Genomic DNA, 18,144 nt, shown 5'->3' with positions numbered 1-18,144 from the left:
GGAGAGGGGGTAGGCGAATGTTGGAGTCTGAGGACCAGGCATTACCGCTTTCGCGCGGACAATTGGATATCTGGCTTTCACAGGAAAGTGGTCTGGTTGCCGCTGAGTGGCAGCTAGGCCTATTGGTCCGCATCGAGGGAAAAGTAGAACGAGTTCTACTTGAGCAGGCTGTCCGTCAGGCAATCAGCGAAGCTGAACCTGCGCGGGCCGCCTTCCTCGAGGTCAATGGTCAGATCGTTCAGAGGGCGATTGACCATTCGGAACTCGTGTTGGCGTTCCATGACGTGCGTGATTCAGAAGATCCTGTCGAGCACGCTCGCCAGATCGCCTCATCGATCCAACGCACACTGATGCCGTTGACCGATCAACTGCTGAAATTCGCATTGATCCGCACGGCGGACGATCAGTACTACATGTTCGGGCTGTGCCATCACATCAATCTGGACGGCTTGGGCATGGCGATCGTGAGCCGCCGAATTGCATCGATCTACTCCGCGCTGGTCGCGGGGGATCCGATTCCCGACGCCTACTTCGGCACCCTGCAGGATCTGGTCGATCTGGAGGCAGAGTACGAAGCCTCCACTGATTACACCGAGGATCGGGAGTACTGGAGCCGTAACCTTCCGCCGGACAGCGGCCTCGATCCCCGCCCGCCTCATGCCCACGAGGGCCATGAGGGGTACACGCCGACAGCGTCGGTTCAGATCGATGACGCCATAGTCGGCGAAATCAAGGACTTGACAAAGGCTTTGCGTGTTCGCCGGTACTCGGTTATCACCGCGGCCTGCGCGTTGTTGGTGCGAGCATGGTCCACGAGCGGGTCGGAAGTGGCGCTGGACTTCCCGGTTAGCCGACGTGTTCGTCCCGAGTCAAAGACGCTTCCGGGCATGCTCGCCGGCGTGGTGCCGCTGGTGCTCAGTGCTCCGCCGGAATCCACGGTCGCCGAATTCTGCCAGCACGTTGATGTACGCATTCGCGAACTGCTGAAGCATCAACGGTTCCCGGCGCACGTTCTCGATGGAGGCGAATTCGGTCTCCGGGGTCCCCGGCAGGCGGGAAATCGCGTCGCCATCAACTTCATCCCCATGAGACTCACCTTGGATCTCGCCGGCGTGCCCGCCACAGCGACGTACACCAACCACGGCCCCATGGGGCACTTCGGACTCTTCTTTATCGGAGCCAGTGACCAACTACTCCTGAGCACCTCGGGTGATGGACTGCCGTTCTCGAAATTCGGAGTGCCGAACCTGGCGAGCCGGTTACAACGGCTCCTGTCGGAGATGGCCGCCGATCCAGATCGGCGGCTTTCTTCACTGGATTCCCTGGTCAACGATGAGCTCGAGAGCTTGGCTGAGCTTGGTAACCGGGCCGTTCTCGCGGCGCCGGCAGCCAAGCGGGTATCGATTCCCGAGCTGTTGGCCACGCACGTGACTGCCAATCCGGATGCTGCGGCACTGACCTTCGCGGATAGCACGCTGACGTACCGCGAGCTCGATGAGGCCGCCGATCGTCTCGCCAGTCATCTTGCGAATCAGGGTGTAGGCCCTGGTGAGCGAGTCATCTTGTTCTCGGACCGGTCGGCCCACGCGGTCATCGGGATTCTTGCGGTGTTGAAGACCGGCGCAGCGTATCTGCCGATCGACCCGGCGGTGCCCGCATCGCGCCTGGAATTCATCGTGGGGGATGCGGCGCCGCGCGCGGCGATCACCACAACCGATCTCAGCGCACGGCTCGACGGTTTCGGCCTCACCGTCATCGACCTCGATGCCCCGGAGAATTACGGAACCGACGTCCAATCGGGAGCGGTGCCGTCGGCTCCCGCGCCGGATGACATCGCGTACATCATCTACACCTCGGGTACCACCGGTGCCCCCAAGGGTGTGGCTGTCACCCACCACAACGTCACTCAATTGATGTCGTCGCTGGACGCCGGTCTGCCCAACCCCGGCGTATGGCCGCTGTGCCACTCGTTGGCATTCGATGTCTCGGTGTGGGAGATCTGGGGTGCGCTGCTACGCGGTGGCCGGCTTGTCGTGGTACCCGAATCGATCACCGCCTCTCCCACGGACTTCCACGATGTGTTGGTCGCCGAGCAGGTCACTGTGCTTACCCAGACGCCGTCGGCCGTGGCGATGCTGTCGCCCGAGGGCCTCGAATCCACGGCGCTCGCGGTGGTGGGCGAGGCTTGCCCCGCCACGGTCGTCGATCGATGGGCGCCCGGCCGAGTGATGATCAACGCCTACGGCCCGACCGAGACCACCATGTGCGTGGCGATCAGCGCTCCTCTTAAGGCTGAGTCTCCGGATTCCGTGGTTCCCATCGGCGCACCAGTGCCTGGTGCGGCGCTTTTCGTGCTCGACACCTGGCTGCAACCGGTGCCGGCCGGCGTCGTCGGCGAACTGTATGTCGCCGGTGACGGCGTCGCATGCGGGTATATAGGTCGTTCAGACCTGACGGCCTCCCGCTTTGTCGCATGCCCGTTCGGTGAGCCCGGCTCCCGCATGTATCGCACCGGCGACCTGGTGTTGTGGGGTGACGACGGCCAGCTGCAGTACCTGGGCCGCGCCGACGAGCAGGTCAAGATTCGCGGCTACCGCATCGAACTCGGTGAAGTCCAGTCCGCGTTGGGCGCCCTCGACGGAGTGGACCATGCGGCGGCGATCGTGCGCGAGGACCGCCCCGGCGACAAACGCCTCGTCGGCTATGTGACGGGCAGCGCGGACCCTGTCGAGGTACGCAGCATTCTGTCCAAACATCTTCCGCCGTACATGGTTCCGGCCGCGGTGGTGGTGCTCGAGTCGCTGCCGCTGACGTCCAACAACAAATTGGACATCCGCGCACTGCCTGCTCCCGAGTACGGCAGCCTCAGCGCTGAATACCGTGCGCCGGGCACCGCGGTGGAGGAGATCCTCGCCGGCGTCTACGCGCAGGTACTCGGTGTTGAGCGAGTGGGGGTCGACGACTCGTTCTTCGATCTGGGCGGCGACAGTATTCTGTCGATGCAGGTGGTCGCCCGTGCTCGCGCGGCGGGAGTGCTGTGCCGCCCGCGCGATGTCTTCATCGAGCAGACGGTGTCGCGGTTGGCCGTGGTGGCCGAAATCACGGGCGGGGAAGCCTATGTGGCCGACGAAGGCCTGGGTCCCGTGGCGGCCACCCCGATCATGCGCTGGCTGCACGACATTGAGGGCCCGGTCGCCGAGTTCAATCAGACACTCGTCATCCAGGCGCCTTCCGCAGTGGCCGAGGACGACGTGGTCGTCGTATTGCAGGCGCTGCTGGACCGGCATGCCACCCTGCGTCTACGTGCGCAGGATAATTCGGGTGAATGGTCGCTACATGTTCCGGATGTGGGAGCGGTAGATGCCCGTGACCGGCTTCGCGTCGCCGACGCGTTGTCGGACGAGGTATTGGTGGCCGCCCGCGCCGGGCTTGATCCGGCTGCCGGCGCGATGCTCAGCGCCGTATGGATTCCGGCCACCGCGCAACTGGCGCTGGTGATCCATCACCTTGCCGTCGATGGCGTCTCGTGGCGAATTTTGCTGGAAGACTTGAATATTGCGTGGGCGCAGCACCATGGCGGCGCCGATGTGGAGCTGCCGGTCGGCGGGACATCCTTCGCGCGCTGGTCTGCACTGCTGGCAGAACATGCCGCTGGCGCGGATGTGGTCGCGCACGCCGATGCATGGCGGCAGGTCCTTATGACGCCGGCCCGTGTGCCCGCGGTGCAACCAGCGGTTGACACCTACGCCAACGCCGGCCGGTTGTCCGTCTCGCTGGACTCCGAGACCACCCGGCAACTGCTGGGTGAGGTACCTGCGGCATTTCACGCTGGAGTGCAAGACATTCTGCTGATCGCCTTCGGACTGGCCTGGAACGAATTCCTCGGCACCCGGGGCGCCTCCATCGCCTTCGATATCGAAGGTCATGGTCGCCAGGAGGAGATCGGCGACGCTGTTCATCGCCGTATCGACCTATCGCGCACAGTCGGATGGTTCACCACCAAGTATCCGGCTTCGATTGCGGTGGGCGAGCTTTCGTGGGCTCAGGTGATCGCGGGCGAGGCTTCCCTCGGCGACGTGATCAAGTCTGTCAAAGAACAGTTGCGTGCCTTGCCCGACGGATTGACCTACGGGCTGCTGCGTTACCTGAATCCCGACGTGGAGTTGTCCGGGGCCGAGCCGGCTATCGGGTTCAACTACCTCGGGCGGCTGGGCGCGGGCGCTGCCGAACTCTCCGAGGACTTCTGGCGGATCAGTGACGACAGCTTGTCGATGGCCGATGTGGCTGCGGCTATTTCGATGCCTTTGGCGCATTCGGTGGAGCTCAACGCCGGCATCTTCGAGACAAATTCGGATGCCGCGGCCGGTCCGGAGCTTCGCGCCAACTGGGCGTGGGCGCCATCAGCGCTGGACGGTGCGCAAGCCGATCGCCTGAGCCAGCTGTGGTTCGAGGCACTGGTTGGCATCTGCGCCCATGTGCGTTCTGGCGGAGGCGGTTTGACGCCTTCCGATCTGGCGCCTGCGCGACTGAATCAGCAGCAAATCGATGCGCTGGCGCAGCAGTACGAGATCGTCGATGTGCTCCCGCTGACCCCACTACAACAAGGGCTGCTGTTCCAGGCTGGATTCGCAGAGGCCACTGGAGATTCCACCGAGGACGACGTCTACGCGGTGCAGTTGGCGCTTACCGTGACCGGTGCACTTGATGCCGCTCGTCTGCACGATGCCGTGCATACGGTGGTGAAACGCCACCCGAACCTGGCTGCCCGCTTCAGTGAGGAATACGGGGAGCCCGTACAGATCATCTCCGCGGAGCCCGTAATCGCCTGGCAGCATGTCGAACTGACCGGTGAAGCCGATGGGCGGATCGAGGAGCTGTCCGCCGCCGAACGTACGGCGGTCTGTCGGTTGTTCACCGAGCCGGTCTTCCGGGCAACGCTCATCTCGGGGCTTGGTGACGCTGAAGATGTTGGAGCAAGCAAGCACCGGCTCTTCTTGACCGCGCATCACATTGTTATCGACGGCTGGTCGTTGCCGATCCTGCTGCAAGAGATCTTCAGTGTCTACTACGGACAGCGTTTGCCTTCGCCCGCGCCCTATCGCAACTTCGTCACGTGGCTGGCAGGGCAGGATCGCGTTACGGCGCAATCGGTATGGGGGCAGGCCCTCGACGGTTTCGAGACTCCCACGCTGGTGGGCTCGCTCGCCACCCCAGGCCGCAGGGGAGTTGAGTCCTACCGGATCTCCGAGGACGTCACGCAGTCCTTGGCTGAGCTGGCCCGAGCGCAACGCACCACCGTCAACACGGTTCTGCAGGCCGCCTGGGCTCAAGTGCTGACCTGGCTGACCGGTCAGCACGATGTGGCGTTCGGCACCGCGGTATCGGGACGCCCCGCCGAATTGGCGGGAGCCGACTCGATGGTGGGTCTGCTGATCAACACGGTGCCGGTGCGTGCGAACATCACCGCGGCCACCACCGTGGCCGATCTACTGGATCAGTTGCAGCGGATGCACAATGAGACCGTCGAGCACGAGCACTTGGCGCTCAACGAGATTCATCATGCAATCGGCCTCGACAGGCTTTTCGACACATTGTTTGTCTACGAGAACTACCCGATCGACGCCGACGCGTTGTTGGGTGCGCGAGAACTCGGCATCACCGATTTCAGCAGCCGTGAATACAACCACTACCCATTGTCGGTCGTGGCGATGCCGGGCAATGAACTGGGCCTGCGCGTCGAGTTCGATACCGATGTCTTCGAGTTGGCGGATATCGAGACCGTTGTCGAGAAGTTCCGTCAGGTACTGACAGCCATGACCGCGGATCCGGCGACGCGGTTGTCATCCATCGATCTGCTCGATGCCCGTGAACACGACCGGTTGGACAAGTGGGGTAACCGTGCGGTGCTCACCCGACCTGAGCCCGCGCTGACATCGATTCCGGAGCTCTTCGCAGCGCAGGTTGCGCGCGCCCCTGAGGCAATTGCGATCACTTGCGGTGAACGTTCCTGGAGCTACGGCGAATTGGACGCAACAGCCAACCGTTTGGCGAACCACTTGGTGACTCGTGGCGCTCGCCCGGGCGAGCGAGTGGCACTGCTGCTTCCCCGCACCGGTGAGGCCATCGCAGCCATCCTGGCCGTGCTCAAAACCGGAGCGGCATACCTGCCGATCGACCCGGCGCACCCGGACTCCCGTGTGGAGTTCGTGTTGGGTGATGCCGCGCCCGTCGTCGCTGTCACGACTGCCGATCTGATGCCACGGCTCGGCGCTTCGGGCGTGCCTGTGCTCGATATCGACGACCCGGCCGTGAGTCAGCAGAGCGACGCCGCGTTGCTTGGTCCGGCCGTCGACGACATCGCGTACATCATCTACACCTCGGGAACCACCGGTGCACCCAAGGGCGTGGCGGTGACCCATCGCAACGTCGCACAACTGCTGGAATCGCTGGACGCGGAACTGGCTTTGGGTCAGGTCTGGACGCAATGCCACTCGCTGGCCTTTGACTACTCGGTATGGGAAATCTGGGGTGCGTTGTTGTACGGCGGACGGTTGCTCGTCGTACCCGACGCGATCGTCCGGTCGCCGGAAGACCTGCACGCCATGCTCGTCAGCGAGCAGGTCAGCGTGCTGAGCCAGACGCCTTCGGCGTTCTACGCCTTGCAGACCGCTGACGCGCTGCAGCCCGAAATGGGTCAGCAGCTCAAACTGCAGACCGTGGTGTTCGGTGGCGAAGCTCTTGAACCACAGCGGCTTTCGCCCTGGTTCGACAGCCATCCGGGGCTGCCGCGCATGATCAACATGTACGGCATCACAGAGACGACTGTTCACGCCTCATTCCGGGAGATCGGCGACGGTGACGTGGACAGCAACAGCAGTCCGATCGGCGTGCCGCTGGAGCATCTCGCCTTCTTCGTGCTCGACGGCTGGCTCCGGCAGGTGCCGGTGGGCGTGGTCGGTGAGTTGTATGTGGCAGGTTCCGGGCAGGCGAGCGGATACCTGGGCCGTTCGGATCTGACGACAACCCGTTTTGTCGCATGCCCATTCGGCGCGCCCGGATCGCGGATGTATCGCACCGGCGACCTGGTGCAGTGGGGTGAAGACGGACAGCTGCGTTATGTCGGACGTGCCGACAAGCAAGTCAAGATCCGTGGGTACCGCATCGAACTCGGTGAGGTCCATGCGGCATTGGCTCGCGTGGAGGGCGTGGGCCAGGCGGCGGTGATCGCTCGTGAGGACCGTCCCGGCGACAAGCGGCTGGTGGGCTACATCACCGAATCGATAGCTGGCACTTTGGATCCGGCCGCGGTGCGGGCCACACTGGCGGAACGTCTGCCCGCCTACATGGTTCCGGCGGCCGTGGTGGTCTTGGATTCGCTGCCGTTGACGGTGAACGGCAAGCTCGATACCCGTGCGCTGCCGGCGCCGGAGTTTCAGGATGCGGACCACTATCGAGCGCCCGAGGACGCGGTCGAGGAGATCCTGGCGGGAATCTACGCCCAGGTGCTCGGTGTCGAGCAGATCGGCGTGGACGATTCCTTCTTTGATCTCGGCGGAGACAGCATTTCGTCCATGCAGGTGGTAGCCCGTGCCCGGGCCGCGGGCCTGCTGCTGCGGCCGCGGGACATCTTTGTCGAACAGACCGTGGCACGCCTGGCTCAGGTTGCTGTGTTCGCCGACGGCGAGACTGGCGTGGTCGATGCGGGCACCGGAGCGGTCGTTGCGACCCCGATCATCCGTTGGCTGCACGGGCTCGGCGGTGATGTCGAGGAGTTCAATCAGACTGTCGTACTGCAGGCTCCGGCGGGAGTCACCGAGGACGATGTGGTGACCGTGCTGCAGGCCCTGCTGGACAGGCACGCCACATTGCGACTGCGTGCCGAAGACGACGGTGGCCGGTGGTCTCTGCTGATTCCGGAGGCGGGAACGGTAGATGCCCGCGAGTGCCTGCTGGCTGTGGAGACATTTACCGATGAGGCGCTCAGCCAGGCGCGGTCGCGGTTGAACCCCGCCACCGGGTCGATGCTGAGCGCGCTGTGGGAGAGCGGCAAGAACCGGCTGGTTCTGATCATTCACCACCTGGCGGTGGATGCGGTCTCGTGGCGAATTCTGTTGGAAGACTTCAATATCGCCTGGGCGCAGCATCACGGCGAGCAGCCGGTGGAACTACCTTCGGGCGGAACGTCGTTTGCGCGCTGGGCTACTCTGCTCGATCAGCACGCGCGCGCCGCGGACGTGGCCGCGTTGGCTGACACCTGGCGGCAGGTGGAGGCGATCCCGGCGGCGTTGCCTGCGGTGCATCCCACCATGGATACCTACGCCAGTGCGGGACAGTTGTCGGTATCGCTCGACGCCGACCTCACCCGCGAGCTGTTGGGTGAGGTGCCCACCGCGTACCACGCTGGGGTGCAGGACATTCTGCTGATTGCTTTCGCCTTGGCGTGGAACGAGTTCCTCTGCTCGGCTGGAGCACCGATCGGTATTGACGTCGAAGGCCATGGCCGTCAAGAAGAATTCGCCGGGGATGCAGATCTCTCCCGCACCGTCGGCTGGTTCACCAGCAAGTACCCGGTGTCGTTGGCGGTGGGCGAACTGTCCTGGGCTCAGGTGGTGGCCGGTGACTCCGCGCTGGGGCCGGTGATCAAGGACGCCAAGGAACAACTGCGTGCGCTGCCGGACAGGCTGACGTACGGTCTGCTGCGGTACCTCAATCCCGATGTCGAGGTGATGGGGCCGGATCCGTCGATCGGTTTCAACTATTTGGGTCGGCTCGGTGCCGGTGGGGCCGACCTCTCCGACGACCTGTGGCGGATCGACCAGGATGGGGTGGCGATCACCGCTGCCGCGACATCGGTGCCCACGCCGTTGGGGCACACCGTCGAACTGAACGCCGGCGTCATGGAAGACGCCGATGCGGGTCCGCAATTGCATGCGACATGGACGTGGGCGCTATCGGCCTTGAGTCACAACCAGATTGATCGGATCAGCCGACTTTGGTTCGACTCGCTGGCCGGAATCTGCGCGCATGTGCGTGCCGGCGGCGGAGGGCTGACGCCTTCGGATGTTGTGCCTGCGCAGCTGACCCAACAGCAGATCGATCAGCTGCACGAGCAGTACGAGATCGCCGACGTCTTGCCGCTGACGCCGTTGCAGCAGGGATTGTTGTTCCACTCGAACCTGGCGCCAGAGGCGATGGAGGGCAGCGACGACCTGTACGCCGTGCAGCTCGATGTGGCCTTGAGTGGACCGCTCGATCCCAAGCGGCTGCATGAGGCCGTGCGCTCCGCCATCAAGCGCCGTCCGAATGTGGTCGCCACCTTCTACGAAGAGTTCGGCGCACCAGTGCAGCTCATCCCGGCTGATCCCGAGTTGGCTTGGCAATACGTCGAGTTGGACGGCGAGGGTGATGTCGAGGATCGGGTCGAGCGACTGGCGGCTGCGGAACGGACCGCGGTCTGCGATCTGATGGGCCAACCGCCCTTCCGGGCCGCGCTGGCCCGGACCGGGGCGGACGAGTATCGATTCCTGCTCACCAATCACCACATCGTGCTCGATGGGTGGTCAAAGCCGATCCTGCTGCAGGAGATATTCGCAAGCTACTTCGGCGAACGGCTGCCGGCTCCGGTCGCCTATCGCAGGTTTGTCACCTGGCTGTCCGGACAGGACAACAGCACTGCTCGATCGGCGTGGGGCAAGGTCTTCGAAGGTTTCGAGACCCCCACGTTGGTGGGGCCGCCGGGCCGAATGGTGCTGGGGCGGCGAGGGGTTGAGTCCTTCGTTGTTTCTGCCGAGACCACCCAGGCGCTCGGCGAGCTCGCTCGCTCCTGCCGCACCACGGTCAGTACGGTGCTGCAGGCCGCGTGGGCTCAGCTGCTGATGTGGCTGACGGGTCAGACCGACGTCGCGTTTGGCACCGCGGTGTCGGGCCGGCCGACCGATCTTGTCGGGGCGGAATCGATGGTGGGTCTGTTGATCAACACGGTTCCGGTGCGAGCGACCATCACCTCGGCCACCACCATCGCCGGCCTGCTGAACCAACTGCAGGGCGCCTACGGTGAGACGTTGGAGCATCAGCACCTGGCGCTCAACGAGATTCACCATGCTGTCGGGCATGATCTGCTGTTCGACACAATGTTCGTCTACGAGAACTACCCCATCGACACGGCTGCACTATCTCGCGTGCACGAATTGTCCATCACGGGGTTCAGTAATCGCGAGTACAACCACTACCCGCTCGCGGTCCAGGCCACGCCTGGCCATGAGCTGGGTCTGCGCGTCGAATTTGACACCGATGTCTTCAGCGCCGTCCGAATTGGAAAGTTGGTCAAGAGGTTCCAGCGGGTGCTGGAAGCCATGACATCCGATGTTAAAGGGAAGAAGAAGGAGCCAACATGAGCGCCGATCCCACCCGGACTTTGTTGTCGATGGATCTTCTCGACGATGACGATCACGACCGACTCGACGAATGGGGTAACCGAGCGGTGCTCACCGAGCCCGGCGCTGAACCCGTCTCGATCCCGGTATTGTTCGCAGTCCAGGTGGAGCGCGCGCCGGAGACCGTCGCGCTGGTGTGCAGGGACAGGTCGTGGACATACCGTGAGCTGGATCAGGTCACCAATCGCATCGCCCATGTGCTGGCGAGCAATGGTGCCGGTCCAGGAGAGGTTGTGGGACTGCTGGTTCCACGTTCGGGCGAGGCGATCATCGGGCTTTTGGCGGTGCTCAAGACGGGGGCCGCATACCTGCCGATCGACCCCGCTCATCCCGACGAGCGCATCAAGTTCATGGTGTCGGATGCGGGACCGGTGGCGGTTCTCACCACGGCCGAACTGGGCTCGCGATTCGATGGGCTCGATGTGGGCGTCATCGAAATCGACGATCCGCTGATCGACGGTCAGCCCAGCTCCGCGCTGCCCGTACCGCAGCACGATGACCTCGCCTATATGACCTACACCTCGGGCACTACTGGTGTTCCCAAAGCGGTTGCGGTTACTCATCACAACGTGACGCAGTTGGTGGACGCGGTACGTGCCGACCTGCCCGCCGGACCGGGTCAGGTTTGGTCGCAATGGCATTCGTTGGTCTTTGACGTATCGGTGTGGGAAATCTGGGGTGCGTTGCTGCACGGCGGCCGCCTGGTGGTGGTACCCGAATCTGTGGCGTCTTCGCCCGATGACCTCCACGAGCTGTTGATCAGCGAGAAGGTCAGCGTGCTGTGCCAAACCCCCTCAGCCGCAGGGATGTTGTCACCGGACCGGCTGGAGTCGACGACGCTCATCGTCGCCGGTGAGGCTTGCCCGACCGAGCTGGTGGATCGGTGGGCCACCAGCGGGCGCACGATGATCAATGCCTACGGCCCCACCGAGGCCACGATCTATGCGGCAATGAGTGGACCGCTCACACCGGGTTCGGGCGTGGCGCCCATCGGATCACCGGTGCCCGGGGCGGCATTGTTCGTGTTGGACAAGTGGCTGCGGCCGGCACCCGAGGGAGTGGTCGGCGAGCTGTACGTGGCGGGTAACGGCGTGGCGCCCGGATATGCGCACCGATCGGGTCTGACCGCATCGCGTTTCCTTGCTTGCCCGTTCGGCGGGCCGGGTTCCCGGATGTACCGCACCGGGGATCTGGTGCAGTGGGGTGAAGACGGTCAACTGCAGTACCTGGGCCGCGCGGACGAGCAGGTGAAGATCCGTGGCTACCGCATCGAACTGGGGGAGATCCAGGCGGCACTGTCGCGACTGGAGGGTGTGGAGCAGGCGGTAGTGATCGCTCGCGAAGATCGTCCGGGCGACAAGCGGCTGGTCGGTTACATCATGGGGACCGCCGATCCGGTCGAGGCGCGCACCGCGCTCGCCGAAAGACTGCCCGCGTACATGGTTCCGGCTGCGGTGGTGGTGTTGGAGGCGCTGCCGCTGACCGTGAACGGCAAGCTGGACAAGCGTGCCCTGCCGGCACCCGAATATCGCAGTGTCGGGACCGATTACCGCGCGCCGTCGGGTCCGGTCGAGAAGATCTTGGCCGATATCTATGCCCAGGTTCTCGGGGTCGACCGCGTGGGTGTGGACGAGTCGTTCTTCGATCTCGGCGGCGACAGCATCTTGTCGATGCAGGTGGTGTCGCGGGCACGCGCGGCAGGTGTGTTGTGCCGGCCACGTGACATCTTCGTCGAGCAGACGGTAAGTGCAGTGGCGGCAGTGGCCACGCTCTCGGACGGCCAGGCTGGGGTCGTAGATGAGGGCATCGGTCCGGTGCTGGCCACCCCGATCATTCACTGGTTGCAAGGGGTCCAGGGTCCCGTCGATCAGTTCAACCAGACCATCGTGCTGCAGGCACCGGTCGGCGTCACCGAGGACGATGTCGTCGTCCTCCTTCAGGCGCTGCTGGACCGCCATGCCACGCTGAGGCTGCGTGCCGAGGCAGACAGTGCCTCCGGCGCGTGGTCGCTTTCCGTCCCGGAGACGGGCGCGATCGACGCGCGTGATTGCCTGCGCGTTGCGGACAGCTTGTCTGACGCAGAGTTGGTGGCGGCCCGCTCTCGCTTGAATCCGGCTGACGGCGCGGAGTTGAGCGCGGTATGGGTTCCCGATTCCCGTCAGCTCGCGCTGATGATTCACCACGTGGCCGTTGATGGTGTGTCATGGCGAATTCTGTTGGAAGACTTGAATATTGCCTGGGCGCAGCACCACAGCGGACAGCCAGTCGAGCTGCCTGCAGGCGGGACCTCGTTCGCCCGATGGTCCACTCTGCTCGACGAGCACGCACGTTCGGCGGATGTGGTGGCGAGCGTCGACGCCTGGCGAGAGGTGACGGCCGTGCCGGCGGCACTGCCGGCGGTACTGCCCGGATTGGACACCTACGCCACCGCGAAGACGTTGTCGGTTTCGCTCGATGCCGAGACCACGCGGGAGCTTCTGAGTGAAGTGCCGGCAGCGTTTCACGCTGGGGTGCAAGACATTCTGCTGATCGCGTTCGGATTGGCATGGAATGAATTCCTGGACTCCAACGCCGCGTCGATCGGTATCGGCGTCGAAGGGCACGGGCGCCACGAAGAATTGGCCGACGACGTCGACCTATCACGCACCGTCGGGTGGTTCACCACCAAGTACCCGGTGGCGCTGAGCGTCGGTGGACTCTCCTGGAAGGAAGTTGTCGCCGGGTCCGCCGATTTGGGACCAATTGTCAAGGGCGCCAAGGAACAGCTACGGGCTCTGCCCGACCCGTTGACCTATGGTCTGCTGCGCTACCTGAATTCGGATGTCGACCTGTCCGGGCCGGAGCCGACCATCGGTTTCAACTACCTGGGGCGCCTCGGCGCCGGTGCCGCGGATCTCACCGACGATCTGTGGCGCATCAACGAGGACAGCCTTTCCTCGGCGAGCGTTGCGTCGTCGGTGTCCATGCCGCTGATGTACACGGTCGATCTCAACGCTGGAATCGTGGAGGGCGGCCTCGGTGAAGAGTCCGGCGCACATCTACGCGCCGGCTGGACTTGGGCACCCTCGTCGGTCACCGAACCGCAGGTGCAGCGTCTGAGCCAGTTGTGGTTCGAGGCTTTGGCCGGCATTTGTGCGTACGTGCGCAGTGGCGGCGGCGGGTTGACCCCGTCCGATATCGCTCCGGCTCAGCTGAGTCAGCAGCAGATCGATCAGCTGCACGAGCAGCACAAGATCGTCGACGTGCTGCCGCTGACGCCGATTCAAGAGGGCCTGCTCTTCCACACCACGTTCGCCCGTGCGGCCGGGGTGCTGGAAGGCGACGCGGCGGGAGTCGACTTCTACGCGGTGCAACTCGACATCACGGTGACGGGTCTTGTCGATCAGCTTCGGTTGCGCGACGCCGTTCACTCGGTGGTCCGCCGTCACCCGAATCTTGCTGCCCGCTTCTGCACTCAGTTCGGCGACCCGGTCCAGGTGATTCTCGCCGACCCGGTGATCGCGTGGCGGTACCTCGACCTTCGTGGTGACGATCTGACTCCGGATGAGGAGATTCAGCATCTGTGCGCTGCCGAGCGTGCCGCGGTCTGCGACCTCGCCGATCGGCCGACGTTGCGTGCGGCGTTGATCCGCACAGCGGGGAATCAGCATCGGTTCGTCCTGACGTTCCACCACGTCGTGATCGACGGCTGGTCCTTGCCGATCTTGTTGCAGGAGATCTTCGCAAGTTACTTCGGGCAGCGGCTCCCGGCACCGTCGTCGTACCGCAGTTTCGTCAGCTGGCTGGCGGACCAGGATCTCGACGCGGCGCGCGCGGCCTGGGGCAAGGTCTTGGAAGGCTTCGACACGCCCACTCTCGTCGCTCCGCCGGCACCCCCGGGTGCCAGAGGTGTCGAGTCCTACCGCGTGTCGGCCGAGACCACCCAGGCTCTTGCCGATCTCGCGCGGTCACAACACACCACGATCAGCACGGTGCTCCAGGCCGCGTGGGCACAGCTGCTCATGGTGCTGACCGGTCAGGACGACGTCGCGTTCGGGACGGCGGTATCGGGGCGGCCCGCGGAACTTGCCGGATCCGACTCGATCGTCGGCTTGCTCATCAACACGGTGCCCGTGCGGGCGCGTGCCACCGCGACCACCACGATCGCCGAGCTACTCGGGCAGCTGCAGAGTGCTCACAACGACACCATCGAGCACGAACACCTGGCCCTCAACGAGATTCATCATCTCGCAGGGCACGAGCAACTGTTCGACACCCTGTTCCTGTACGAGAGCTACCCGATCGACACCAGCGCGTTCATGGGCGTGCAGGAATTGGCTATCACGGAGTTCGTCACTCGTGAGTACAACCACTATCCGCTGTCGGTGATGGCGCTGCCGGGCCACGAGCTGGGAATCCGTGTCGAATACGACACCGGCAAATTTGACACAGGCGCCGTCGAGGCCGTGTTCGATCGGTTCGAGCGAGTACTGGTCTCCATGGTTGCTGATGCCGGCCAACGACTTTCGTCGCTGGACGTGTTGCGGACCGACGAGCACACACAGCTCGATGGTTGGGGCAACCGCAAGGTGCTGGCGCGGGGCGTGGAACCCGTGTTGTCTATTCCGGAGGCATTCGCCCAACAGGTCGACCGCGCCCCGGAGGCGGTGGCGCTGACCTTCGACGGTCGCTCGACGACATACGGCGAGCTCGACGAGGCCGCCAATCGTTTGGCGAATCTGTTGTCGGTGTACGGCGCGGGCCCGGGTGAGTCGGTGGCGCTGTTGATGCCGCGCTCCGATGAGGCGATCGTGGCGATCGTCGCGATTCTCAAGACCGGGGCGTCATATCTACCGATCGATCCTTCGGTACCGGACACGCGGTTGGAGTTCATGTTGTCCGATGCCGTGCCCATCGCGGCGGTCACGACTGCCGAGCTGCGCACGCGATTCGACGGGTCCGGAGTCTCGGTCGTCCAGTTCGATGATGCCGAGGACGATCCCACCGGCGCCATCTACGGCCATACGCCGTTGCTCACGCCGGCGCCCGATGACATCGCGTACACGATCTACACCTCCGGAACGACCGGTGTCCCCAAGGGTGTCGCTATCGCGCACGGCAACGTGACCCAAGCGCTCAAGTACCCGCTCACCCACATGCCCACCGGGCCCGGTGAGGTCTGGACGCAGGCGGGATCGCTGGTCTTCGACATCACCGTGTGGGAGATCTTCGGGGCGCTGCTGCATGGTGGCCGACTGCTGGTCGTGCCGGATTCGGTTGTTCGGTCGCCCGACGATTTCCGTGATCTGTTGGTCCGTGAAAAGGTCACCGTCTTGTTCCAAACCCCGTCGGCGGTCGGAATGCTGTCGCCGGAGGGACTGAGCGACATGACGTTGATCGTCGCCGGCGAAGCCTGCCCCACGGAAGTAGTGGACAAGTGGGCGCCCGGACGAGTGATGATCAACGGCTACGGTCCTACCGAAACGACGATCTACGCCACGTTCGGCGAGTTGACCGCCGGATCGGGTGTGGTGCCGATCGGTGCCCCCGTGCCCGATGCGGCGCTGTTCGTGTTGGACAGGTGGATGCGGCCGGTGCCACCGGGTGTGGTCGGCGAGTTGTATGTGGCTGGACTTGGTGTGGGCATCGGGTATGTGGGCCGCCAGGCGCTGACCGCCTCGCGGTTTGTCGCCTGCCCGTTCGGCGAGCCGGGAGCGCGCATGTATCGCACCGGAGACCTGGTGCGCTGGGGCGTGTCGGAGTCTTCGGCCGGACAGCTCGAGTATCTGGGCCGCGCCGACGAACAGGTCAAGATACGCGGCTTCCGCATTGAGCTCGGTGAGATCCAGGCGGCGCTTGCTGACCTGGAGGGCGTGGAGCAGGCGGCAGTGATCGCTCGCGAGGATCGGCCGGGTGACAAACGCCTAGTCGGGTACTTCATTGGAACGGGTGAGCCGAGCGAGTTGCGGAGTGCACTGGCGAAGCGACTGCCGCCCTATATGGTGCCCGCCGCGGTCGTGTGCTTGGAGGCATTGCCGCTCACGGTCAACGGCAAGCTCGACAAGCGCGCCCTTCCGGCGCCTGAATATGACGACGCCGCCCGCTACCGGGCCCCGGCCAATGCTGTCGAAGAGACGGTCGCAGGCATTTATGCGCAGGTGTTGGGTGTGGAGCGGGTCGGGACCGACGATTCGTTCTTTGACCTGGGCGGAGACTCGATCTCCGCGATGCGGGTGGTTGCCGCGATCAACTCCTCGCTCGATGCTCAGTTGGGGGTGAGAACCCTCTTCGAGGCGCCATCGGTGCGAAGCCTGTGCGTGTACCTGGACGGCGCAGCAGGCTCGTGGAGCAACGGACCGACTTATGCATCCGTGCATGGACCCGGCGCCTCCGAGGTGAGGGCCAGTGACCTCACGCTCGACAAGTTCATCGATGAGACAACGCTGCAGGCGGCCCCGGCGCTACCGCGCGCCGATGCGCGTCCGCGGACGGTGCTGCTGACCGGGGCGACCGGTTTCCTAGGGCGCTACCTCGTGCTGCAATGGCTCCAGGAGCTGGAACAGGTCGACGGCACGCTGATCTGCCTGGTGCGTGCCAAGTCCGACGAAGAAGCACGCCGCCGCTTGGACAAGACATTCGACAGCGGCGATGCCGAACTGATCAGGGTGTACGAGGCGCTCGCCGCCGACCGGCTGCAGGTGATCGCCGGTGACAAGGCTGAACCCGGCCTTGGTCTGGCGGAAGAGACCTGGCAGCGGCTGGCCGGCACCGTCGACCTGATCGTCGATTCCGCGGCGCTGGTCAACAGTGTTCTGCCCTACAGCGAGTTGTTTGGACCCAACGTGGTCGGCACGGCGGAGCTGATCCGGTTCGCGCTGACCACGAAGCTCAAGCCGTACACGTTCGTCTCGACGGCTGACGTCGGTCGAGAGATCGACAAGTCGACCTTCGTCGAGGATGCCGATATCCGGCTCATCAGTGCCATTCGCCCTTCCGATGGGAGTTATGCGAACGGCTATGGCAACAGCAAGTGGGCCGGCGAGGTGCTGCTTCGCGAGGCCCACGAGCAGGTTGGATTGCCGGTCACGGTGTTCCGTTCGGGCATGATCATGGTCGGCACCAGCTACGCGGGCCAAGTGAATGCATCCGACACGGTCGCCCGAATGGTCCTGAGCATTGTCGCCACCGGCGTCGCGCCCCACTCCGTTTACCGCCTCACCGAGGACGGGAATCGTCAGCGCGCGCACTTCGACGGGCTACCCGTGGAATTCGTTGCCGAGGCGATCACCACGCTCGGAGGCCAGGCGGCCGGTTCATCCACCGGATCGGTCACGGGATTCGAGACCTATCACGTGATGAATCCGCATGACGATGGCATCGGAATCGACGAGTACGTCGATTGGCTGATCGAGGCCGGACACCCGATTGAACGCATCAGCGATTTCAGTGAATGGGTGGCGCGGTTCGAGTCCGCTCTGCACGACTTGCCGGATCATCAGCGCCAAGGCTCCGTGTTGCAGATGCTGAAGATCCTGCAGGATCACGGTTGGGACGGGAATCCGCCGGAACCCTCGCGGGGGTCGATGGCTCCGGCCGACCGATTCCAGGCCGCGGTGCGAGAGGCCAAGATTGGTTCCGGTCACGATATTCCGCAAGTCTCGGCGCCGATCATCGCTAAATATGCGAGCGACTTGCGATTGCATGGATTGCTTTAGCGTGCGGGAAATGGTCG

Annotated in this window: 2 protein-coding genes; both read left to right on the top strand. The window is 64.2% G+C overall.

The features are described from left to right. Positions 1 to 17 precede the first annotated feature (17 nt). Complete coding sequence (locus B4393_RS06030; protein WP_078333370.1) at positions 18 to 10,394, top strand: non-ribosomal peptide synthetase; 10,377 nt, start codon at positions 18 to 20, stop codon at positions 10,392 to 10,394. Then, entirely contained in the window at positions 10,391 to 18,127 is a 7,737-nt protein-coding gene (locus tag B4393_RS06025; protein ID WP_078333369.1) for a non-ribosomal peptide synthetase, read from the top strand. The genes B4393_RS06030 and B4393_RS06025 overlap by 4 nt, the downstream gene beginning before the upstream one ends. Positions 18,128 to 18,144: the final 17 nt, after the last annotated feature.

It is taken from the genome of Mycobacteroides franklinii (genome assembly GCF_002013895.1).
Lineage (GTDB): Bacteria > Actinomycetota > Actinomycetes > Mycobacteriales > Mycobacteriaceae > Mycobacterium > Mycobacterium franklinii.
This window is presented reverse-complemented; position numbering and strand designations above follow the sequence as displayed.

Bases quoted from the DNA above. Each gene is read 5' to 3' on its own strand.
- B4393_RS06030 (WP_078333370.1), top strand. From the start codon at position 18: ATGTTGGAGTCTGAGGACCAGGCATTACCGCTTTCGCGCGGACAATTG.
- B4393_RS06025 (WP_078333369.1), top strand. From the start codon at position 10,391: ATGAGCGCCGATCCCACCCGGACTTTGTTGTCGATGGATCTTCTCGAC.